This is a genomic window from Microbacterium sp. AC145, assembly GCF_979258505.1.
Genome location: NZ_OZ409859.1, coordinates 3,124,966 through 3,145,138, shown reverse-complemented (window position 1 = coordinate 3,145,138; position 20,173 = coordinate 3,124,966). Strand labels below are relative to the sequence as shown.

The window sequence follows — 20,173 nt, the reverse complement described above, 5'->3', positions numbered from 1 at the left end:
TCCGTTCGGCACCGCGCACCGAGCCGAGACCGGAACCGTCAGTTCGAGGGCAGCTCGGTGACGTCGAACTGCACGAAGACGTCACCGGGCATCGCGGCGACCACGGTCTGCGCCGTGTCGGTGCCCGGAACGAGCAGCTCCTTCGGGATCTCTGACGTGATGCGATACACGCCGGGGTACACGAGATAGAGGAGCGGGGCCTCCTGCGCATCGGTCGCGAGCACGTCGTCGACGCCGGCGATGCGGAACGGCGCGGGCTCCAGCGAGACCTTGCTCTGCACCGCCTCGATCGACATCGACAACGTGAGCGACTGCGTGAGCTCCCATGTCGACGACGACTCGTCCCACTTCACCTGCAACGACGAACTCGTCTCTTTCCCGTCGAGCTCATAGGTGAAGAGCACCCGGCGCACATCCTGGTCGCCACCGACGGCCGCGGCTCGGGGCTCGACCGAGACGCTGTCGATGCGCCCCTCCGCTGCGCCGAGCACCGCATCCGTGCGCAGCGTCTCGAAGTCGCCGATCTCCTCTGTCGTCGACCCCTCGTGCTGCGCTGCGACCGCGGCCGCATCGAGCGCCGTCGCGGTCGACGCGTCGCCCGCGGCGATCGCCGAGAGGTACTCCGAGACGACCTCGGTCGGCTCCGGCCTGCCGGACCCGCCGACGCATCCCGTCAGTATGAGCGGCACCAGCGCGAGCAGTCCGGATGCCGTCAGCACGCGCGCCCTACTCGATCTGCGCAAAGGACGGCTTCCTCCATTCGAGCATGTCGATCTGCAGCGCGTCGAGCTTGTTCGCCGCGCCCTGTGTCGACGTCACGAACAGCTGCACGGCGGCGATGCCCGACACCACGACACCGATCATGGCCCCGACGAGCGACAGAGCCGCCGCGATGATGCCGATCACGGGTCCGGCCCCGGACGCGAAGGTCAGCGCACCCGCGATGAGGCTGAGGATGGCCGTGACGACGCCGAGGATGGCTGCCACCGCTCCCGTGACCAGAGCCAGCAGCTGAAGGTAGTAGTTCTCGATGTCGTCGGCATGCGTGCGCAGGACATCCTTGATCGAGCTCATCGCCGGTGCGATCTTGGCCAGGTCATCGATCTGGTTCTCGATCGCGACCTCGTAGCGCCGCGTCGGCTCACCGTCGTCCCACGACATGAGGCCGTCGAGAGCATCCTTGTTGATGTCCATCGCCGATGCGAAGCCACCGATGTCGCCGAGCTTCTCGGCGACGGCCCGCAGTTCGTCGGGACTGCCGAGGTATGCGGCGGCCTCGCGCAGGACCGCGATCCTCACGAGGCAGTCCTGCAGAGCAGAGATCGCTGCCGTGGTGATCTGCTCGGCGAGCCAGTCGATCGCCTGATCGGGGATCAGCACGGCGATGGTGCCCAGGTAGTGGTTGGCCGCCGCTTCCACGGCTCTGCGGATGAGGCCCGGCGCGACGCGGATCGCGTCGTTCACGCGAACCTCGGCGTCGTCGAGCTGGTTGACGATCTGTTCGCGCAGGACATCGACGTAACTCATAGAGCTGCCATCTCCCGCTCGACGCGGGCGATCTCATCGGCCGCGTAGCCTTCCATCTCCATGTACTCGATGGCGGAGTCGAGCAGGGCGCGGGCGATGCCCTCGAAGACCTCTTCACCCTCGCCCACATAGGTGCGCACCGAGCTCAGTGCGGTGGTGAAAGCGCCGAACAGCTCGTCGGATCCGGGAGCGACGGAGAACGCCGGCCTGTCCACTGCGATGCCGTCGATGGTCTCGCCCCACGTCTGCAGCTCCAGACTCCACGGCTGCCAGGAGCCGTTCGCGTCCTCGCGCAGTGCTTCCTCGTCGTAATCTGCCATGTCTCCCCCTACTCGAATCGGTGGAAGGCGTCCGACGCCTTCGCTGCGTGCTGGGCGACGCGGAGGATCTCCTCCGCGATCAGCTGGTCGGTGCAGGACTGCACCCAATGATCCTTCGCCTCGACTCCGCGCACCGAGCCGAAGGACGCCGTCACCGAGAACTGTCCGAAGTCGTCGGAGATCGTCGTGGCGGGGAGTTCCTCGCCCGAGGTGATCGCGTCGATGATCGCGGTCGATGCCTCGATCGGTGGCGCAGGACCGGTTGCCTGAGCGAGCTGGAACGCTGAGCTGATGGCTGACGTGTAGACCGCGGCAGTGCGGTCCTGCTCGGGGCCGACGACCTCGAGACCCACCGGGAACCCGACGTCGTCGAGTGACACGGTGACGTGCACAGGGTTCGGCGGGACGTACCGCGCGAACTCGCGTTCCACATCCGTCTGCGTCTGGCGCAACTGATCCTGCAGGGACGCGCTCTGCTCCTGCAGCAGCTGCATGCGTTCGAGGAGTGACGGCTGGTCGGCGCCGGTCATGCCCACCTCGCCTCGATCTTCGATCGCCCCTGGGCGTAACGCTCGGCGCTGTTCGCGGCTGCGCTCGATGCGAGGGCCAGGATGCGGTTCATCTCTGCGAGACGGGCCGACCACTGGGCCTGGGCCCGGTCGTATGCGTCGGAGGCTTCACCGCTCCACGCCGCTCGGAGTGTGGACACTTCTGCATCGAGCGCATCCAAGGCGTCAGCGATACCGCTATTGGCGTCATGCACCGCGGCAGCTGCCCCCCGTATGCGCCCCGGGTCGTAAGACTTCACGGGACTCATGCGCCCGAGTCTACCGAGGCTGCAGAATATCGCCAGGGGAAATTGTCGTCTCCCGAGCATTCTGACCCTCTAGAACCCCGGATACTCCTGCAGTCTCTGCTCGAACTCCGCGCGATCGGCGTCGCTGAGGAGTCCGCTCGCGATGACGACCATCTGCAGGCCCTCGAGCGGCTCGCCGGTGCGGGCGTTCTGCGCTTCTCTCGCCGTACGGAAGTCCCCGGTCGGGTCGTTCGCGAGGTCGAAGATGTTCGCGTAGAAGCGCATCGGCTCGGGGTAGTTCTCGGCGTAGTACTCCCAGGTGTGCTGCAGCCGGGGGTCTTCGCTGCCGTAGAGCTTCTGCTTCATGGCCGGTTCGATGCCCGAGTACTCGTCGTTGAACGAATAGAGGTACGACAGGCCGTGCTCGGCGATGACGTCGTCGATCAGATCCATGACCTGCAGCTTCACGGCGTAGTCGTGGATCGGCTCCGAGGTCGCCCAGCCGACCGACGTGTACTCGATGAGCATCGATTCGCCGCCGTAGCCGTTGCGCTCGGGCCGCAGATCCTCCTCGCCGACCTGCACCCATTCGTAGCCGAACTCGTCGGTGACCCTGTCGCGGACATCGGCGAACAGCGCATCGGCGGCGGCGCGCACCTCTTCGAGAGACTGCTGGTCGAGAGCATCCCGAGGGTTCTGGTCCTTGATGCCGGGGTAGGCCTCTTCGTGCTTCTGCTCGTCGCTCTTCATGCCGTCGTAGCTGCCCGTGGCCGAGGTGCGCACGGCGCCGATGCCGCCGACGGTGGCGACGTTGAACACGACAGTGACGGCGAGGGCGATCGCGGCGAATCTCCGCGCGCGCGCCGAGAACAGGGCGCCGACGATGACGGCGACGACGACCAGTTGCAGCGTCAGCATCGTGACCCCGTACAGGGCATCGGTGCCACCCGCCGCGAGGGTGACCAGCAGGATGACCGCGAACAGGATGCCGGTGACCAGCGCGATCCACCCGAGGGTGTTCGCGGACTTCCGAGACGGCTCGGCCGAGGCGGTCGCCGTGAGGCCGGGGACGGCGGGCGAGGGCAGCACAGGACCCGACGGCCGCCGCGCGTTGCGGTAGCCACCGGGAGGAGGAACGGGGGGTGCGCCCTCGCTGCCGGCGACGTAGCGTGCCCGCTGCTTCTCGTGATCCATCACCATGGCTTGTCCGTTCCCGAGCCGCCGCCGTCGTCGCCGTCGCGCTGGTCGCGTTCCTGCGTGCCCTGCTCGAGCTGATCCTGCAGATCCTCGATCTTCTGATCCGAGGGCTGGTCCTGCTGCTGTTCCTGCTCCTCCTGCGGCTCCTCGGGCGGAGTCTGCTCCTCTTCCTGCTGCTTCTGCTTCAGGCGGTCTTCGAGGTCTTCCCTGGTCTGCTGCATGTCACGGTCGGGGTCGGACGACTGCTCCTGCGCCTCGTCGCTGTTGCATTCCTCGGGCATCTCGGCCGTCACGGTCAGCGCCTCCCCGTAGAGCTCCGCGGCGCCCGCGCCGTCTCCGTCGGCGCGGGCCGCGTCGCCCATGCGTTCGATCACGATCGCGAGGTTGATGCGCACGCCGCAGACCTCGAGGCCGGTCGCGAGACTCAGCGACTCCTCGAACTTCTCCCGCGATTCCGGGAGCTTCTCAGCCCCGGCGAGAGCGGTGCCCACGTTGAACGGCGCCTTGTACGGCTCGAACCAGTTGAGGAACTCCTGCCCACGAGCTGCGGACTCGGCTCCGGCGTAATCGTCGGCGACGTACGCGCTGATCGACTGGTGCGCGAAGGCATACATGCTGAGCAGCTTGCCGACGAAGAGCAGGGCGGCGAGGGTGAGGGGCAGCGTGCCGAGTCCGATCCACAGGCGGATGCGGCGGCGGCGCCGATTCGACGCGAGCAGCGCCGCCGCGGCGGCGGCCCGGAGCTCGGCCGGGGTCTGCGGCGCGGCGGGCGACTGTACGTCTGCGGGAGCCGGGACATCGGGGGGCGTGGGTGCCCCGGGAGGAAGCTGCGCGCCGGGGGGAGGCGGTGGAGACGTCATGCGGACCCTCCCGTGGTCGTCGTTCCGGCACCGCTGCCCGCGCGAGCGCTCGGGCGGGAACCGACCCGGAGCCGGCGGAGCCGTGCCACGAGCATGGTGGCGCGCGCGAGCTCGACGCCGAGCAGGGCGGCCATGACGAGAGCAGCGATCCAGTACAGCTCGGTCACGTTGCCGACCTCGCCCGAGTCGGAGTAGGCGACGGTGGTCGACGGTGCCTCGGGCAGCGTCGGTTCGGTATCGGCGGTGCGGTGCTGGTACTCGACCCCCAGTTCGCCCGCGATCGTCTGCAGGTTCGCCTCATCGATGACCGACATCGCATTCGAGCCCTGGTACTCGATGTACCCCTCGCCCTCGGCCGCGTCGAATGACCCGGAGGTGAGCTTCATCGGTCCGCCCTCGGCGGTGCCGTAGCCGAACACGGCACCGGAGTCGGTGAAGGGAGCGCTGTCGTCGAAAGCCTCGGGGGGTGACAGCGCCGTCTGCTCGCCGTCGCCGAAGTAGAAGACCATGCGCGAGCGGTCCTCCGAGTTCGCTGCGGCATTCGAGAGTGTCTCGTGCAGCTGCTCTGCGGCGATCCCGATCGAGCTGCCGCGCGAGCGGCTCGTGACCTCGGGGCGCAGCACCTCGAGCGACGAGACCAGCGAGGTGGTGTCGGTGGTCAGCGGCATCCGCACGTCGGCCGACGCGTCGAACGTGATCAGGGCGAATCGTGCCCCCGGATACTCGTCGACGATCTTCTGCACGTCGGCCCGCACTCCGTCGAGGCGGGGCTCGCCGTCGGCCCAGTCCTCGGCGACGATGCTCGCGGTGGTGTCGACGACCAGCACGATGTCGGTGTCGGTCGCCAGGGTCTGCGTGGTGCCGCCGGGGATGCCGGGGCGGAGCAGCATGACGAAGCACGCGAGCAGCATCACGAGGCGCATCGCCCACAGCGCTCGCGCGCCTGCCCTGGTGCCGGAGCCGGTGGTGGGTGCCTTCACGAGAGCGAGCACGGCGAGCGCGGCGATCGGGGTGAAGAGCAGCGCGAGGAGGAAGACGTTGAGCACGGGCTGGAAGATCACAGTCTCACCCTCCACAGCACGACCACGAAGGCCAGGGTCGACACCATGAGCACGACGATCCAGAGGTTCGGGCTGTCGGTCCAGACGACCTGCGCCTGACCCTGGAGGGCGGTGGCCTCCTGCTCCTGCACCTGGGCGACGATGTCTTCGACGGTGGTCGTGTCGCGTAGACCGTAAGCCGTGCCGCCGGTGGTCTCGGCAGCCTCGGCGAGCTCGGCGCTGACCTCGGCGTCCTTGCCCTGCACGGGGTTCAGGCTGAAAACGCGCACGCCGACCGATTTCGCGTAGGCCGCGGCCTCCTGCAGGGTCACGATCGACGCGCCGTTGATCTCGTTGTCGGTCGCGAAGATGATCGACCGCGAGCGCTCGTCGTCGGGGTGGTCGAAGGCGAGAGCGCATGCCGCGAGACCGTCGCCGATGAGCGAGGCGCCGTTGCCGTTCATGGTGCCCACCCAGTGCTCGGGGGTCTGCTCGACGAAGTCGAAGCTCTCCCTGATGCTCTGCAGGTGCTCGCGGACGAACGGGTAGTCGTCGGTGAGGGGGAAGATCTGCACCGGCGAGCTGTTGAAGATCGTCAGCCCGATGCGCTCGCCCTCGAACTCCTTGAGCAGCTCCTCGAACACGGTCAGCACTTCGACGTCGACCTCGGTCATCGAGCCGGACACGTCGAGGCACAGCATGATGTCGCGGCTGGTGTCGACGGGCTGGATCGTCTGCGACGACATCGGTCGCGCAGCCACCACCCCGGCCGAGACCGTCGCGATCACGCCGAGCAGCAGGATGCCGCAGAGGGCGACGATCCGACGATTCAGCGCGGTGCGGAAAGACGGAAGTGCGCGTACCCGCTCGGCGCGCGCGATGCGCGCCTGCTCGTGGGCGTCGGTGCGGGCGGTGCGACGCAGCCCGAGCACGAGGCCGATCGCCACGGCGACGACCACGATGCCGGCGGCGACGAGCAGCATCCACCAGTTCGCTAGTGCCATGAGCGCACCACCGCTCTGGCTGCTTCCGCCCCGGCGAGCGGATCGATCGACGGTCCCTGGCGGAAGATGCTCGGGTAGTAATGCCGCTGCATCGCGTCGATCAGGGCCGGGTGCACGCCGCGGGCGACGAGATCGTCGAGCGCGAGCACAGGCGCCTCGAGCCCGCTGTACTCGTTGACGAACGTGCGCACGACGCGACTCAGCTCGAGGTTGGCGTTGCGGGCCGACAGCGAACGCGCACGGTAGTCGTCTTCGATGCGCTGGATGCTCTGCAGATACTCCACGCGCAGCTGCGAGAGCACGTCGGTCGTCTGCAGCACCGGTGCCTGCTGCCCGTCGGTGAGAGTCAGGTCGCGGCGCGGTCGCGTGAGCAGCGTCACGATCCAGGCGGCCGCGATCAGCAGCAGCAGCACGCCGATCGCGAGCAGGATCCAGCCCCAGCCGTACTGGGCCGGCGGGTAGAGCTCGTCAGAGCCGGGCATGAGACCTCCGGGCGAGCAGCTGCAGCAGTTGCGAGACGGCGTCGTCCTGACCGGTGAGCACGCCGTGGCTGATCTCCATGCGCGTGAGCAGCTCTGCCAGGCGCGCCGCATCGGCCTGCGCCTGGGCCACGAGCTCGCCCACGATGTCGAGGTCGCCCTGTGCGAAGTCGGGCACCTCCCAGAGGCTGTCCACGTCGGCGCGGATCTTCTTCGTCGTGTGGTCGAGCACCGGATCGGCGTCGCGCAGAGTGAGCCACACCACGTCGTGCTGCACGCGCAGTCGGCGCAGCATCCGCTCGGTCTCGGTCGTGATCGGGGCCTCGTCGGTGACCACGACGACGATCATGCGCCGCGAGATGGTGCGTGTGACGTATGACAGCAGCGCATCGCGGTCACTCGGCGCGGTACTCGAATCGATGGCCCGATCGATCGTGCGCAGCGCGTGCTCGAGGGCGCCCTCACTGCGGCCCGGTGCGCGGCGGCGCACGCCGTCGGCGTCGCCGTGCACGAGAGAGAAGTCGTCGCCGTGCCGCAGCGCGAGCACACCGAGAGCACCGGTCGCGAGCACCGCGAGGTCTTTCTTCGACCTCTCGTCGTGTGCGAGCGCCGACATCGAGCGTCCCGTGTCCACGACGAACAGCACCGTGTGCATCCGCATCGCACGATGCCGTTTGACGAGCGGGGTGCCCAATCGCGCCGTGGCGCGCCAGTCGATGTCGCGCACCTGATCGCCGTACTCGTACTTGCGCAGGTCTTCGAAGTCGAGGCTGCGCCCGTGCAGCAGCGACGCGTAGGCGCCGTCGAGCGCGTGCATCGACTTGTGCGACGAGTGGATGAAGAGCTTGCTCTTCACCTGGGTGATCAGGCTGGGCATGGGGAGGTCAGGGTGTCGGCACCGACGCGAAGATCTGGTCGATGATCTCCTCGCTGCGGATGCCCTCGGCGTCGGCCTCGAACGTCAGCAGCACGCGGTGGCGCAGCACGAGGTGGCGGAGCGAGCGGATGTCCTCGGGCAGCACGTGCGCGCGACCGTTCAGCAGCGCCAGAGCGCGCGATGCCTGCAGGAACGCGATGCTCGCACGGGGGCTCGCGCCGTACTTGATGTAGCGCGCGCGCTCGTCGCCGATGTAGGGCGCGGGATTGCGGGTGACGTAGGCGATCGACACGATGTAGTTGCGGATCGCGGGGTCGACGTACACCCGGCTCGCGACGTCCTGCAGCAGATGCACGTCGTCGAGCGTGATGGCGCTCGAGACATGGCGGTCGGGGTCGAGCACGCCGGAGTCGATGCGGCCGAGGATCTCGAACTCCTCGGCGGGGCTCGGGTACTCGACGATCTCCTTGAGCAGGAAGCGGTCCATCTGCGCCTCGGGCAGTTCGTACGTGCCCTCCTGCTCGATGGGGTTCTGCGTCGCGATCACCAGGAACGGCTTCGGCAGGTGATGCACCTCGCCGCCGATCGTGGTCTGGTGCTCCTGCATCGCCTCGAGCATGGCGCTCTGGGTCTTGGCGCTCGATCGGTTGATCTCGTCGAGCAGCACGAAGTTGGCGTGCACCGGGCCGAGCACCGTGCGGAACGATCCGGTCGCGGCGTCGTAGATCTGGTTGCCGGTGATGTCGCTGGGCAGCAGGTCGGGCGTGCACTGGATGCGCTTGAACTGCGCCTTGACCGTGTCGGCCAGGGTGCTCGCAGCGGTGGTCTTCGCGAGCCCCGGGACGCTCTCGAGCAGGATGTGGCCGCCCGCGATCAGCGAGATCAGCAGGCTGGTGCGCAGGCGCTCCTGGCCGACCATCTTCGCGGAGTAGGCGTCGGAGACGGTCTTCAGCACCTCGCTCGCGCGACGCATCTCGGAGTCGGTGGGAGCTGCGGAATTCTTCGATGCAGAGGGGGCCGGGGTGGAGGATCCGGCGGAGGCCTCGGCCCGGGTCGCGGGGGACGGCGGAGCCGGGGGGACGGCCTGCGCGGAGGGCGCCGGCGGAGGAGGCGGCGTCGAACCTGCGGAGGGGCCGGGCGCGTAGGGCTCGTTCATCGGTGTGTCTCCTCGTTCCCACGGGGACGCGTCGACGATCCCCCGTCGACCAGCGTAACCGCATCCGGTCTCACCGATCCGGCCTGGAGGTGGGTACTAATCCCCGCAGGTCGATACGGATGACGACATCCGATGCGGATGCAGGTCCGATGCGGATGCAGGTCCGGATGACGGATGCATGCCCAGAACCGTCGTTCGAGCATGCATCCGTGATCTGAGCGTGCAGGTGGAGGTCGCCGCGAGCTGCACCGCGTGCGAAGGAGAACTCTTGCTGCGAAGGAGGCTGCCGCGCAGATCAGCCTTCGGAGCGAGAGAAGTCCTTCGCGACACGGGAGGACGGTGCGACGGATGCTCCGCGCCGGCGCCCGATCCAGACCACGAAGCAGGCGACGCCGATGATGGCGATCGCGATGCCGACGATGTACCCCGAGACGCCGAGGTAGCCGCCCGGCACCAGGTGCGGATCCAGGAACGGGTATGGGTACCACCACGGGTTGCCGGTGGCCGGGGCGATGATGAGGTTCGCTCGCACGAGCGTGTAGACGACCCACACGATCGGGAAGATCGTCGTGAGGGCGACGGCGCTCCAGCGAAGCGCGCGTCGACGAGGGGCGAACAGCAGGTCCACGAGCAGGAACAGCGGGATGACGACGTGCAGCACCTCGTTCGACCACGGCACGGTCACTCCCTGGGGAAGTGCGACGCCGCGCAGCAGGGTGTTGTACACGATGCCGGTGACGATCATGTACGTGCTCGCGCATGCCAGCAGCACGGCGAGCCAGTTCGGCTCGGGTTCGCTGTCGCGACGGTGTCGCAGCGCCCAGATCGCGGCGATGATCAGCACGATCGCGGCGAGCAGGTTCGAGAGGATCGTGAAGAAGCTGAGGAAGTTCGCGGCCACCGTGGGCAGGTGCTGACCCCACTCGGTGGTGGCGACCAGCGCGTTCTCGATGCTGCGGGAGAGCTGCGCGACGATCGCCGCCAGTGCGAGCACCGCTGCTGCGAGCCGTGCGTAGGGCCACCAGGTCGTCATATTCGCCTCCGCGCACACTTTATCGGTCGGGATCCTCTCGAACGCTAGACCGAAATACCGATATGTCGAGCAGGTATCTCGCTGGGCGGGTGCGGGGTCACTTCTGCATCCGAAGTCCGGTGCGGGGTCAGTTCTGCATCCGAAAGGCCCATGTGCGCTGCGTTACTGGCCCCGCACGGATCGCGCGCGGAGCATCGGGCGCGCCGACGGCAGAGCCGACAGCGACGGACGCGCGACGGAAGCTCGACGGACGCGCGACGGACGCGCGACGGACGCGCGACGGACGCGCAACGGACGCTACGCCCGGGCCGCGCCGACGATCAGGTGCGTCGGCGCCACCGCATCCGGGTGACCAGCACTCCGAGCAGGCAGAGTGCGCCGCCGACGAACATGAGCAGCGTCGGAACCTCGCCGAGGATCGCCCACGACATCAGGATCGCGATCGCCGGCACGACGTAGGTCGTGGCCGACGTCTGCCCGGCAGTGCTGCGCTGCAGCACGTATGCCCACGTCGTGAAGGCGATCGCCGTCGGGAAGATGCCGAGATATACGACCCACAGGGTCGAGTCGAGTGGTGCCGTCTGCAGCGCACCGATCAGACTGCCCGTCCAGGGGAGCAGCGCGACGGTGCCCGCGACGGCACCGAGGAACGTCAGGGTCGTCGCGTCGGATCCGGCGCTGAGGAGATGCTTCTGCAGCAGCGTGCATCCGGCGTACATCACGGCCGCGAGCAACGCGAGCAGCAGCCCGGTGATGTCGGGGCCCTCGCTCGTCGACGAGTTCATGCCGATCAGCACCACGCCGAGGAAGGCGATCGGGGCCCCGATCAGAAGCGGCTTCGGGAACCCCTCGCGCAGGAACAGTCCGCTGAAGACCACCACCATGAGCGGCGCGAGGTTGACGACCATCGCCGCCGTGCCCGCGTCGAGAGTGCGCTCGGCGGCATTGAGGGCGAGGTTGTAGACGCAGAACCAGCCGACGCCCCACACCGCGACGAGCCACCAGTGGCGACGCTCGGGCAGACGGATGCCGTGTCGCACCGCGATGATCGCGAGTGCGGCGCTGCCCACCGCCATGCGCAGCAGCGCCAGGGCGCCGGGGTCGAAGTGCGGACCCGCACCGCGGATGCCGATGAACGCCGACGCCCACAGCACGACCGTCACGAGGGCGGCGACGAGCACGAGCGGTCCCTGGGTTCGGGGCTTTCCGGGATTGAGGCTGTCGTCGCGGCGCACGCGACCGGTCTTCGGCATCCTCCAATGGTCGCACCGGCCACCGACATCGGTCGATCGGTCGGAGCGACAGCATCCGATGCTTTTCCGCCAGTCGTCCGTCGACTCCGCTTCAGCCGTGCATCTGCAGGATGCAGGCACGGATGCAGGACGAAATCAGTGCTCTCTTCCTGCATTCGTGCATCGGTCCTGCAGGCGTGCGCATCGCGCCGGTCGAACCCCGCCGCCGCCCCCCACAACCACGAAGGCCGGGAAACAACCCTTCGGTAGGATGGAGTCGCCCGAAGAGGGCCAGCTCATCAGCCGGTGCAAACCCGGTGAAAGCAAGGGGGATACCCATGCCAGGAATCGTTATCGTCGGCGTCCAGTGGGGCGATGAGGGCAAGGGCAAGGCCACCGACCTGCTCGGCGAGCGCACCGACTGGGTCGTCAAGTTCAACGGCGGCAACAACGCCGGTCACACCGTCGTGGTCGGCAACGAGAAGTACGCGCTGCATCTGTTGCCCTCCGGCATCCTGTCGCCCGGAGTCACGCCGGTCATCGGCAACGGCGTCGTGATCGACCTCGAGGTGCTGTTCCACGAGCTCGAGGCCCTCGGCGCCCGGGGCATCGACGTCTCCCGCCTCAAGGTGAGCGCCAACGCCCACCTCATCACCGCCTACCACCGCACGCTCGACAAGGTCACCGAGCGCTTCCTCGGCAAGCGCAACATCGGCACGACGGGTCGAGGCATCGGTCCGGCCTATGCCGACAAGATCAACCGCGTCGGCATCCGCGTGCAGGACCTCTTCGACGAGAACATCCTGCGCCAGAAGGTCGAGGGCGCTCTCGACCAGAAGAACCACCTGCTGGTCAAGGTCTTCAACCGTCGCGCCGTGACGGTCGACGAGATCGTCGAGGAGCTGCTCTCGTACGCCGAGCGCCTGCGCCCGATGGTCGCAGACACCGGGTATCTCATCTCCGAGGCGCTCGACCGCGGCGAGGTCGTCGTGTTCGAGGGCGGCCAGGCGACCATGCTCGACATCGACCACGGCACCTACCCGTTCGTGACGTCGTCGACCGCGACCGCTGCCGGTGCGGCATCCGGCTCGGGAGTGGGCCCCGGCGCACTCGACCGCATCGTCGGCATCGTCAAGGCCTACACGACCCGTGTGGGTTCGGGCCCCTTCCCGACCGAGCTCTTCGACGAGAAGGGCGACTGGCTGCGCTCGCGCGGCTTCGAGTTCGGCACCACCACCGGCCGCCCGCGCCGCGTCGGCTGGTACGACGCCCCCATCACCCGCTACGCGACGCGCGTCAACGGCATCACCGACCTGGTGCTCACCAAGCTCGACATCCTGACGGGGCTCGAGCAGATCCCCGTGTGCGTCGCCTACGACGTCGACGGCGAGCGCTTCGACGAGGTGCCGGTCAACCAGACCGACTTCCACCACGCGACGCCGATCCTCGAGAACTTCCCCGGCTGGTCGGAGGACATCTCGACCGCCCGGACGTTCGAGGACCTGCCGAAGAACGCGCAGGACTACGTGCTGGCGCTCGAGGGCATGAGCAACACGCGCATCTCGGTGATCGGCGTGGGCCCGGAGCGCGACCAGGTCGTCGTGCGCCACGACCTGCTCGACTGAGCGCGCCGTGACACGGTTCTGGCTCGGGGGCTACGGCTCGGCGATGGACGGTTCGGCCGACGGCATCGGCCTGCTCGTCGGCGACTCCGACCGGCAGACCTCGCTGTCCTACCGCGGGGCGGTCACGCAGACCCCCTCGCCGTCATGGCTCGCGCAGCATCCCACGCTCGACGTCGTCTACGCGGCGCTCGAGGGGGATGCCGCGGTGCAGGCGTTCGTCCGCTCCGGCGAGTCGACCCTGCGGCCCCTCGGCGAGCCGGTCGAGGCGGGCGAGAACGTCTGCCACGTCGCCGTCGCCCCGCGCGGCGACTTCCTGATCGCGAGCTGCTACGGCGACGGCCGGGTCGTGCGCATCGGGATCGATCCGCAGGGACGATTGGTGCCGGATGCGGTGAACAAGGCCGCCGAACTGCGCGCGGCCCTGCTCGGCGAACCTCTCGAGGCTGCTGCTCCGGTGGGCGTCGCCGCGGCGGCATCCGACCCCTATGCGGGCTCGCGCACGGCCGGCGGTGACGAGCGCGTCTCGCACGCGCATGCCGCCGCGTTCCTGCCGGACGGGCGCATCGCGACGACCGATCTCGGCTTCGACCTCGTGCGCATCTGGCGCCAGGGCGCGAGTGGCCTGGTCCTCGACCACGAGATCACGTTGCCGATGGGCACGGGGCCCCGACACATGGTCGTGCACCCCAGCGGACATCTGCACGTCGTCACCGAGTACTCGTGCGAGGTGTTCACCCTCGCCGCCGGTCGTGACGGCACCTGGGCGGTCGTCGGTTCGGTGCTCACGAGCCCGATCGCCGAGGTGGGCACCGACTTCCCTGCCGAGCTCGCGCGCACGCGCGACGGACAGTTCCTCTACACCGCGCTGCGTGGCAGCAACACGATCGCGGCGCTGCGGGTGCAGGGCGGTGGCGAGCGTCTCGAGCCGTTCGCGTTGGCCGACTCGGGCGTCGACTGGCCCCGCCATCACCTGGTGCACGAGGGCAAGCTGCTCGTCGCGGGGCAGCGCTCCGACACGATCGCCCTGCTCGACCTCGACGAGCGCACGGGGGCACCGCTCGGCATCCGCCATCAGGCGCCGGCGCCGACCCCGACGAGCTTCCTGCTCGTGCGCTGAGTTCGCACAAGAAGCTGCCGCTTGACCTCAACCATTGTTGAGGTTCTACGGTCGAGCGTATGACTGCAGACACCGACGCGGCGCAGACCGCGAAGGCCGCGCCCTCGGGCATCCTCCACGGCGGCTACCTCTGGATCACGATCGGCGCCTGCGCCCTGGTGTTCCTCGGGGCGTTCGAATCCCTCGCGGTGACGACGGTGATGCCGGCGGTCAGCGCCGACCTCGACGGCGAGCGGCTCTACGCGCTCGCGTTCGCCGGGCCCCTCGCCACTGGGGTGATCGGCATGGTCGTCGCGGGCAACTGGGCGGATCGCCGCGGCCCGGTCGCACCCCTCCACCTGTCGGTGGGCCTGTTCGTCGTCGGCCTCGTGGTCGCCGGACTCGCGCCGAGCATGGAGGTGCTCGTCGCCGGCCGCTTCGCCCAGGGACTCGGCAACGGCGGCCTGATGGTCGCCCTCTACGTGGTGGTGGCCCGCGTGTACCCGCGTGAGCTGCATCCGGCGATCTTCGCGGGGTTCGCGGCGGCGTGGGTCGTGCCGTCGCTCGTCGGACCGACCGTCGCCGGGGCCGTCACCGAGCTGTGGAGCTGGCACTGGGTGTTCCTCGGCGTCGTGTTCCTGGTGATCCCCGCCCTGCTCATGGTCGTCCCGGCTCTCCGTGGGCTCGCGGGCGACGGCGACCTCACGATCCCGTGGTCGTACGGACGCCTGGGATGGTCGATCCTCGCGGCGCTCGCCGTGCTCGCGTTGAACCTGGTGGGCGACATCCCGGCTGCGGGGCCTGCGCTCGCGGCCGTCGCCGTAGTGGTGGCGGTCGTGGCCGTGCGGCCGCTCCTTCCGGCCGGCACGCTGCGTGCGCGTCGAGGGCTGCCGTCGGTGCTGCTGGTGCGTGGCCTCGCGGCAGCCGGCTTCTTCGGTGCCCAGGTCTACATCCCCTACCTGCTCACCGAGCGCTACGAGGTCTCGCCCACCATCGCCGGACTCTCGCTGACCGGCGGAGCGCTCGCGTGGTCGGTGTCCGCCACTCTGCAGGGCCGCATGGGCGCCCGACTGTCGAGTGTCGTGGCCGTGCGCATCGGCACGATACTCGTCGTCGCGGGTGTCGTCCTCGCGCTCGCAGCCGCGGCGCTCACCGCACCGGTCGTCGTCATCATCGCCGCATGGATCGTCGCCGGCGCCGGAATGGGGCTGATGAGCCCCCGGACCAGCGCCCTCACCCTCGCCATGTCGCAGCCCGAGAACCAGGGTTTCAACAGTTCGGCGATGACCGTCGCGGACTCCTTCGGAAGCGCGCTCGCGCTCGCGATCACCGGGGTGCTGTTCACCGGTCTGGCCGTCGTCATGGACCCCTTCGTCGCGGTGTTCGCCCTGGCCGCGATCGTCGCGCTCGCCGCGGCCGTACTCGCACCCCGGGTCACGGTGCCGGTGGACTGAGCGGTCGTTCACAATTCAGCATGGATGGTCACCCCCGACCCGCCCGGCGACGCGCCCGTGGAACAACCACCCCGTGACTCGACGTTGGTTCTGAGCAAGACTGGGCGACGGAGAGGTGCACCTCATGACTGCTGAGAAGACCGACGAATACGACCTGATCGTGCTGGGCGGAGGTCCGGTCGGCGAGAACGTGGCCGATCGCGCCGTGCAGTACGGCCTGACCGCGATCATCGTGGAGAGCGAACTCGTGGGCGGGGAATGCTCGTACTGGGCATGCATGCCGTCGAAGGCGCTGCTGCGTTCGGCCCAGGCGCTGCGTGCGGCGCAGCATGTGGCCGGCGCGAAGGAGGCGGTGACCGGCACACTCGACGTGCGCGCCGTGTTCGACCGCCGCGATTCGTTCACGAGCAACTGGTCGGACGACGGGCAGGTGAAGTGGCTCGACTCCGCCGGGATCGACCTGGCTCGCGGTCATGGCCGTCTCACGGGTGAGCGCGAGGTGACGGTGACGGATGCCGACGGCGGCACCCGAGTGCTGCACGCCCGCCATGCCGTCGCGATCAGCACCGGGTCGGATGCCGTGATCCCGCCGATCGAAGGTCTGCGCGAGGCCTCACCCTGGACGAGTCGCGAGGCGACCAGCGCCGAAGAGCTTCCCGACTCGCTCGCCGTGATCGGCGGCGGCGTCGTAGCCGTCGAGATGGCGACCGCATATGCGGCGCTCGGCTCGACGGTCACGATCATCGCCCGCAGTGGTCTGCTCGGCTCGATGGAGCCGTTCGCGGGCGAGCGGGTGGCGGCGGGGCTGAAAGAACTCGGTGTCGACGTGCGCACCGAGACCGGCACGACGAGCGTCAGCCGCACCGATGACGGGGTCTCGATCGAGCTCGACGACGGCTCGACCGTCACGGCCGCCGAGGTGCTCGTCGCCACCGGTCGCTCTCCGCGCAGCGGCGACATCGGCCTCGACGTCGTGGGCCTCGAGCCCGGACGCTGGATCACGGTCGACGACACGATGCGTGTGCCCGATTCCGACTGGCTCTACGCGGTCGGCGATGTCAACGGTCGCGTGCTGCTCACGCACCAGGGCAAGTATCAGGCTCGGGCTGCGGGCGACGTGATCGCAGCGCGCGCGAAGGGCGACGACGTCGACGATGCGGCGTGGGGCCGCCATGTCGCCACAGCCGACCACGCCGGTGCGCCGCAGGTCACGTTCTCGATCCCCGAGGTGGCATCGGTCGGACTCACCGAGGCTCAGGCGCGTGAGGCGGGCCATGAGGTGGCGGTCGTCGACTACGACCTCGGCGGAATCGCGGGGGCGAGCCTCTACGAAGACGGCTTCGAGGGCCAAGCGCGAATCGTCATCGACACGGATCGCGACGTGATCATCGGCGCGACCTTCGTCGGCCCCGAGGTGGCCGAACTCGTGCAGACGGCGACGGTCGCGATCGTCGGTGAGGTGCCGATCGCCCGCCTCTGGCATGCGGTTCCGGCCTATCCCACCATCAGCGAGATCTGGCTGCGACTGCTGGAGGGCTACGGACGGGATTCGGCATGACGATCCCGGGCGGACGCGCAGAGCGGATGCCGATCGCTGGCATCCGTTCGGGCATCCGCTCCGAACAGTCCATGAAAGACCTGGCGGCATCGGCGTGCCCGGAGCAGGATTGTTTCTCACATTGACGGCATCCGGCGCAACCCTGAACCCGATGTCGCAGACCTCTTATACGCTCGAACCCACATCCGAGGAGGCAGGACCATGAAGGCTGTACTCGCAGGAACCGTCATCGCCGAGGCAGACGAGAGCGATCTCGCACGCATCGAGGGCAATTGGTACTTCCCGCCCGCGTCGATCGCGGAGGGCGCGCTCGTCGAGAGCCCGACCCAGTACACGTGCCCCTGGAAGGGCGCTGCCCAGTACTTCTCGGTGCAGGCGGGTGGCGAACTGCACACCGACTACGCCTGGTCGTACCCGACGCCGTTCCCGAGCGCGTTCGACCGCGTGGGCAAGGACTTCTCCGGGTTCGTCGCTTTCGACCCGCGGGTCGACGTCTCCGCATGACCTCTGTATGCCGCAGCCGGGGCGCTGATGCCCGTCTCGTCGATCGACCGACCGGAGAATAATCGTGATCGAGTTCCGCAACGTCACCAAGCAGTTCCCCGATGGCACGACCGCCGTCAAGGACTTCAGCCTGGTGCTGCCGTCACGCAAGACGACGGTGTTCGTCGGATCCTCGGGATGCGGCAAGACCACTCTGCTGCGCATGATCAACCGCATGGTCGAACCGACCTCGGGTGAGGTCGAGATCGACGGCGAGAGCGTGCTCGGGGGCGACCCGGTCGCGCTGCGCCGGAGCATCGGATACGTCATGCAGAACTCCGGTCTGATGCCGCACTTCACGGTGATCGACAACGTCGCCACCGTGCTGCGGCTCACGGGCGTGAAGAAGGGGCCTGCGCACGAGCGCGCGCGGGAGCTTCTGAAGACCGTCGGCCTCGACCAGTCGCTGGCCGAGCGGTACCCGAGTCAGCTGTCGGGCGGACAGCAGCAGCGCGTGGGCGTGGCCCGTGGGCTCGCCGCAGACCCGAACATCCTCCTGATGGACGAGCCCTTCGGCGCGGTCGACCCGATCGTCCGTGCCGACCTGCAGCAGGAGACCCTGCGGCTGCAGCACGAGCTCGACAAGACGGTCGTCTTCGTCACGCACGACATCGACGAGGCGTTCCTGCTCGGCGACCAGGTCGTGATCCTCGACAAGGGCGCGCGCATCGTGCAGGTGGGCAGCCCGAGCGAGATCATCGAGAACCCGGCAGACGACTTCGTCGCATCCTTCATCGGCGCCGACAGAGGGCGCCGCGCCCTGCACCTCAGAGAGACCCCGCACGGCACCGTCGTGGTCGACTCCGAAGGACGCACGCAGGGTGCGATCGTGGCCGACGTCGAGAGGTCCGACGGGCCGCTCGCAGGACCGGATGCTGCCGCGCTAGGTGCGACCCGGGGCGGCCTCACGTGAACTGGGTCTCGAACAACCTCGGGCTGATCCTCGAGTTGACCGGGGTGCATCTGCGTCAGAGCATCATCCCGATCATCCTGGGATTCGTCCTGTCGCTTCCGCTCGGCTGGGTCGCGTGGAGGTTCAAGCTCGTGCGCGGACCGATCATCCTGCTCACGGGTCTGCTTTACACGATCCCCTCTCTCGCGCTGCTGATCCTGCTGCCGTCGGTCGTCGGATACTCTCCGCGCAGCGAGGCCAACCTGGTGGTCGCGCTCACCATCTACGCGATCGCGATCCTGGTGCGCGGAGTGTCAGACGGCCTCGACTCCGTCGACGACGACATCCGTCAGGCCGCCACGGCCACGGGATTCGGTTCTTTCCGGCGCTTCTGGGCGGTCGAGTTCCCGCTCGCCGGGCCTGTCATCCTGGCGAGTCTGCGGGTGACGGCGGTGAGCACCATCTCGTTGGCGACAGTCGGCATCCTGATCGGCATCCGCAACCTCGGGTACCTCTTCACGAACGGTCTCGACCGGCGGATCATCGCCGAGGTGTTCGCCGGGATCATCGCTGTCGTCGTGATCGCCCTCGTGATCGACCTGCTCCTCCTGCTCGCCGGTCGGGCACTCATGCCGTGGACGCGCGCGGCGACGAAGACCGGCGCGGCGCGGCCGGTGGCCGTGGGGGCTCCCGCATGAACCTCTTCCTCGAGGCCTTCGCCTGGATGTTCGCTCCGGCCCAGTGGACCGGCAATTATGCGCTGCCGAAGCTGCTCGGCGAGCACCTGACCCTCACTGCGATCTCGGTGATCATCGCGGCCGCCATCGCGGTTCCGCTCGGGTGGCTGATCGGCCACACCGGCAAGGGGCGCGAGATCGCGGTGGCGGTGTCGGGAGCTGCGCGTGCGATCCCGGCCTTCGGCCTCATGATCCTGCTCGTGCTTCTCCTCGGTGTGCTCCGCATCCCCGAGGCCGCGATCACGACCTTCGTGCTGCTGGCGATCCCCTCGCTGCTCGCGGGCGCCTACACCGGTCTCGAAGCGATCGACCGCCGTGTGATCGACGCGGCGAAGGCGATGGGGATGACCGGCTGGCAGATCTTCTGGAAGGTCGAGGTGCCGCTCGGCCTCCCGCTCCTCGTCGGCGGCATCCGCTCGGCTCTGTTGCAGGTCATCGCGACGGTCACGATCGCCGCGTACGTCGGCCTGGGCGGGCTCGGCTACCCGATCATCCAGGGCATCCCGCTGCAGCGTTTCGACCAGGTGGTCGCGGGTGCGATCCTCGTGGCGGTGCTCGCACTGCTGGTCGATCTGCTGCTCGCCGCCGCCCAGCACCTCGCGGTGCCGAGGGGGCTCCGCACCGGCGGTCGCCCCTCGCGCCGACGCTCGCGCGCGCTCGCTCCCGCGGCAGAGCCGTCCACTTCGGGTACCGGTCCGACTCCGGTCGAGTCCGAGCCCGCCACAGCCTGATTCCACAGCACAGCAG

The 20,173-nt window shown here is 68.6% G+C and carries 22 protein-coding genes; 8 read left to right on the top strand and 14 right to left on the bottom strand.

What is annotated here, in order from left to right:
• Positions 1–38 precede the first annotated feature (38 nt).
• From ACZZZN_RS15080 to ACZZZN_RS15015, 14 genes are all read right to left on the bottom strand, one after another.
• Positions 39–719, bottom strand: a complete 681-nt coding sequence (locus tag ACZZZN_RS15080) for a hypothetical protein (RefSeq protein ID WP_463505958.1) — start codon at positions 717–719, stop codon at positions 39–41.
• A 7-nt stretch (positions 720–726) separates the two neighbouring features.
• Entirely contained in the window at positions 727–1,527 is an 801-nt protein-coding gene (locus ACZZZN_RS15075; protein WP_463505957.1) for a hypothetical protein, read from the bottom strand.
• Positions 1,524–1,847, bottom strand: coding sequence for a hypothetical protein (locus ACZZZN_RS15070; RefSeq protein WP_463505956.1), 324 nt, complete (start codon positions 1,845–1,847; stop codon positions 1,524–1,526). Before ACZZZN_RS15070 ends, ACZZZN_RS15075 begins: the two co-directional genes overlap by 4 nt.
• 8 nt (positions 1,848–1,855) lie before the next feature.
• Positions 1,856–2,377, bottom strand: coding sequence for a hypothetical protein (locus ACZZZN_RS15065; RefSeq protein WP_463505955.1), 522 nt, complete (start codon positions 2,375–2,377; stop codon positions 1,856–1,858).
• Entirely contained in the window at positions 2,374–2,664 is a 291-nt protein-coding gene (locus ACZZZN_RS15060; RefSeq protein ID WP_463505954.1) for a WXG100 family type VII secretion target, read from the bottom strand. Before ACZZZN_RS15060 ends, ACZZZN_RS15065 begins: the two co-directional genes overlap by 4 nt.
• A 69-nt stretch (positions 2,665–2,733) precedes the next feature.
• The gene (locus tag ACZZZN_RS15055) at positions 2,734–3,843 is read right to left on the bottom strand and encodes a hypothetical protein (protein WP_463505953.1); all 1,110 of its coding nucleotides are present in this window, start codon (positions 3,841–3,843) and stop codon (positions 2,734–2,736) included.
• Positions 3,837–4,700 (bottom strand): hypothetical protein, encoded by an 864-nt coding sequence (locus ACZZZN_RS15050; protein WP_463505952.1) that lies wholly within the window; start codon positions 4,698–4,700, stop codon positions 3,837–3,839. The genes ACZZZN_RS15055 and ACZZZN_RS15050 overlap by 7 nt, the downstream gene beginning before the upstream one ends.
• Positions 4,697–5,761 (bottom strand): VWA domain-containing protein, encoded by a 1,065-nt coding sequence (locus ACZZZN_RS15045; RefSeq protein ID WP_463505951.1) that lies wholly within the window; start codon positions 5,759–5,761, stop codon positions 4,697–4,699. Before ACZZZN_RS15045 ends, ACZZZN_RS15050 begins: the two co-directional genes overlap by 4 nt.
• Positions 5,758–6,744, bottom strand: a complete 987-nt coding sequence (locus tag ACZZZN_RS15040; protein ID WP_463505950.1) for a VWA domain-containing protein — start codon at positions 6,742–6,744, stop codon at positions 5,758–5,760. Before ACZZZN_RS15040 ends, ACZZZN_RS15045 begins: the two co-directional genes overlap by 4 nt.
• On the bottom strand, positions 6,735–7,226 hold the full coding sequence (locus ACZZZN_RS15035) for a hypothetical protein (RefSeq protein ID WP_463505949.1): 492 nt from the start codon (positions 7,224–7,226) through the stop codon (positions 6,735–6,737). The genes ACZZZN_RS15040 and ACZZZN_RS15035 overlap by 10 nt, the downstream gene beginning before the upstream one ends.
• Entirely contained in the window at positions 7,213–8,100 is an 888-nt protein-coding gene (locus ACZZZN_RS15030; protein ID WP_463505948.1) for a DUF58 domain-containing protein, read from the bottom strand. The genes ACZZZN_RS15035 and ACZZZN_RS15030 overlap by 14 nt, the downstream gene beginning before the upstream one ends.
• A 7-nt stretch (positions 8,101–8,107) precedes the next feature.
• The gene (locus tag ACZZZN_RS15025; RefSeq protein WP_463506603.1) at positions 8,108–9,073 is read right to left on the bottom strand and encodes an AAA family ATPase; all 966 of its coding nucleotides are present in this window, start codon (positions 9,071–9,073) and stop codon (positions 8,108–8,110) included.
• A gap of 478 nt (positions 9,074–9,551) precedes the next feature.
• On the bottom strand, positions 9,552–10,289 hold the full coding sequence (locus tag ACZZZN_RS15020; RefSeq protein ID WP_463505947.1) for a Pr6Pr family membrane protein: 738 nt from the start codon (positions 10,287–10,289) through the stop codon (positions 9,552–9,554).
• A 320-nt stretch (positions 10,290–10,609) separates the two neighbouring features.
• Positions 10,610–11,542, bottom strand: coding sequence for a DMT family transporter (locus ACZZZN_RS15015; protein ID WP_463505946.1), 933 nt, complete (start codon positions 11,540–11,542; stop codon positions 10,610–10,612).
• A gap of 317 nt (positions 11,543–11,859) precedes the next feature.
• On the opposite strand from ACZZZN_RS15015, the gene ACZZZN_RS15010 reads away from it, so the two are divergent.
• The 8 genes from ACZZZN_RS15010 (at position 11,860) to ACZZZN_RS14975 (ending at position 20,157) form a co-directional block, all read left to right on the top strand.
• Positions 11,860–13,146 (top strand): adenylosuccinate synthase, encoded by a 1,287-nt coding sequence (locus ACZZZN_RS15010; RefSeq protein ID WP_463505945.1) that lies wholly within the window; start codon positions 11,860–11,862, stop codon positions 13,144–13,146.
• Between the two features lie 7 nt (positions 13,147–13,153).
• On the top strand, positions 13,154–14,263 hold the full coding sequence (locus tag ACZZZN_RS15005) for a lactonase family protein (protein ID WP_463505944.1): 1,110 nt from the start codon (positions 13,154–13,156) through the stop codon (positions 14,261–14,263).
• Between the two features lie 59 nt (positions 14,264–14,322).
• Positions 14,323–15,696, top strand: coding sequence for an MFS transporter (locus tag ACZZZN_RS15000; RefSeq protein ID WP_463505943.1), 1,374 nt, complete (start codon positions 14,323–14,325; stop codon positions 15,694–15,696).
• Positions 15,697–15,820: 124 nt separating this feature from the next.
• Positions 15,821–17,254, top strand: a complete 1,434-nt coding sequence (locus tag ACZZZN_RS14995) for a dihydrolipoyl dehydrogenase family protein (protein ID WP_463505942.1) — start codon at positions 15,821–15,823, stop codon at positions 17,252–17,254.
• A gap of 201 nt (positions 17,255–17,455) precedes the next feature.
• Positions 17,456–17,758, top strand: a complete 303-nt coding sequence (locus ACZZZN_RS14990) for a DUF427 domain-containing protein (protein ID WP_463505941.1) — start codon at positions 17,456–17,458, stop codon at positions 17,756–17,758.
• Between the two features lie 64 nt (positions 17,759–17,822).
• The gene (locus ACZZZN_RS14985) at positions 17,823–18,710 is read left to right on the top strand and encodes an ABC transporter ATP-binding protein (RefSeq protein ID WP_463505940.1); all 888 of its coding nucleotides are present in this window, start codon (positions 17,823–17,825) and stop codon (positions 18,708–18,710) included.
• Positions 18,707–19,387, top strand: a complete 681-nt coding sequence (locus ACZZZN_RS14980; RefSeq protein ID WP_463505939.1) for an ABC transporter permease — start codon at positions 18,707–18,709, stop codon at positions 19,385–19,387. The genes ACZZZN_RS14985 and ACZZZN_RS14980 overlap by 4 nt, the downstream gene beginning before the upstream one ends.
• Entirely contained in the window at positions 19,384–20,157 is a 774-nt protein-coding gene (locus ACZZZN_RS14975) for an ABC transporter permease (RefSeq protein WP_463505938.1), read from the top strand. Before ACZZZN_RS14980 ends, ACZZZN_RS14975 begins: the two co-directional genes overlap by 4 nt.
• Positions 20,158–20,173 lie beyond the last annotated feature (16 nt).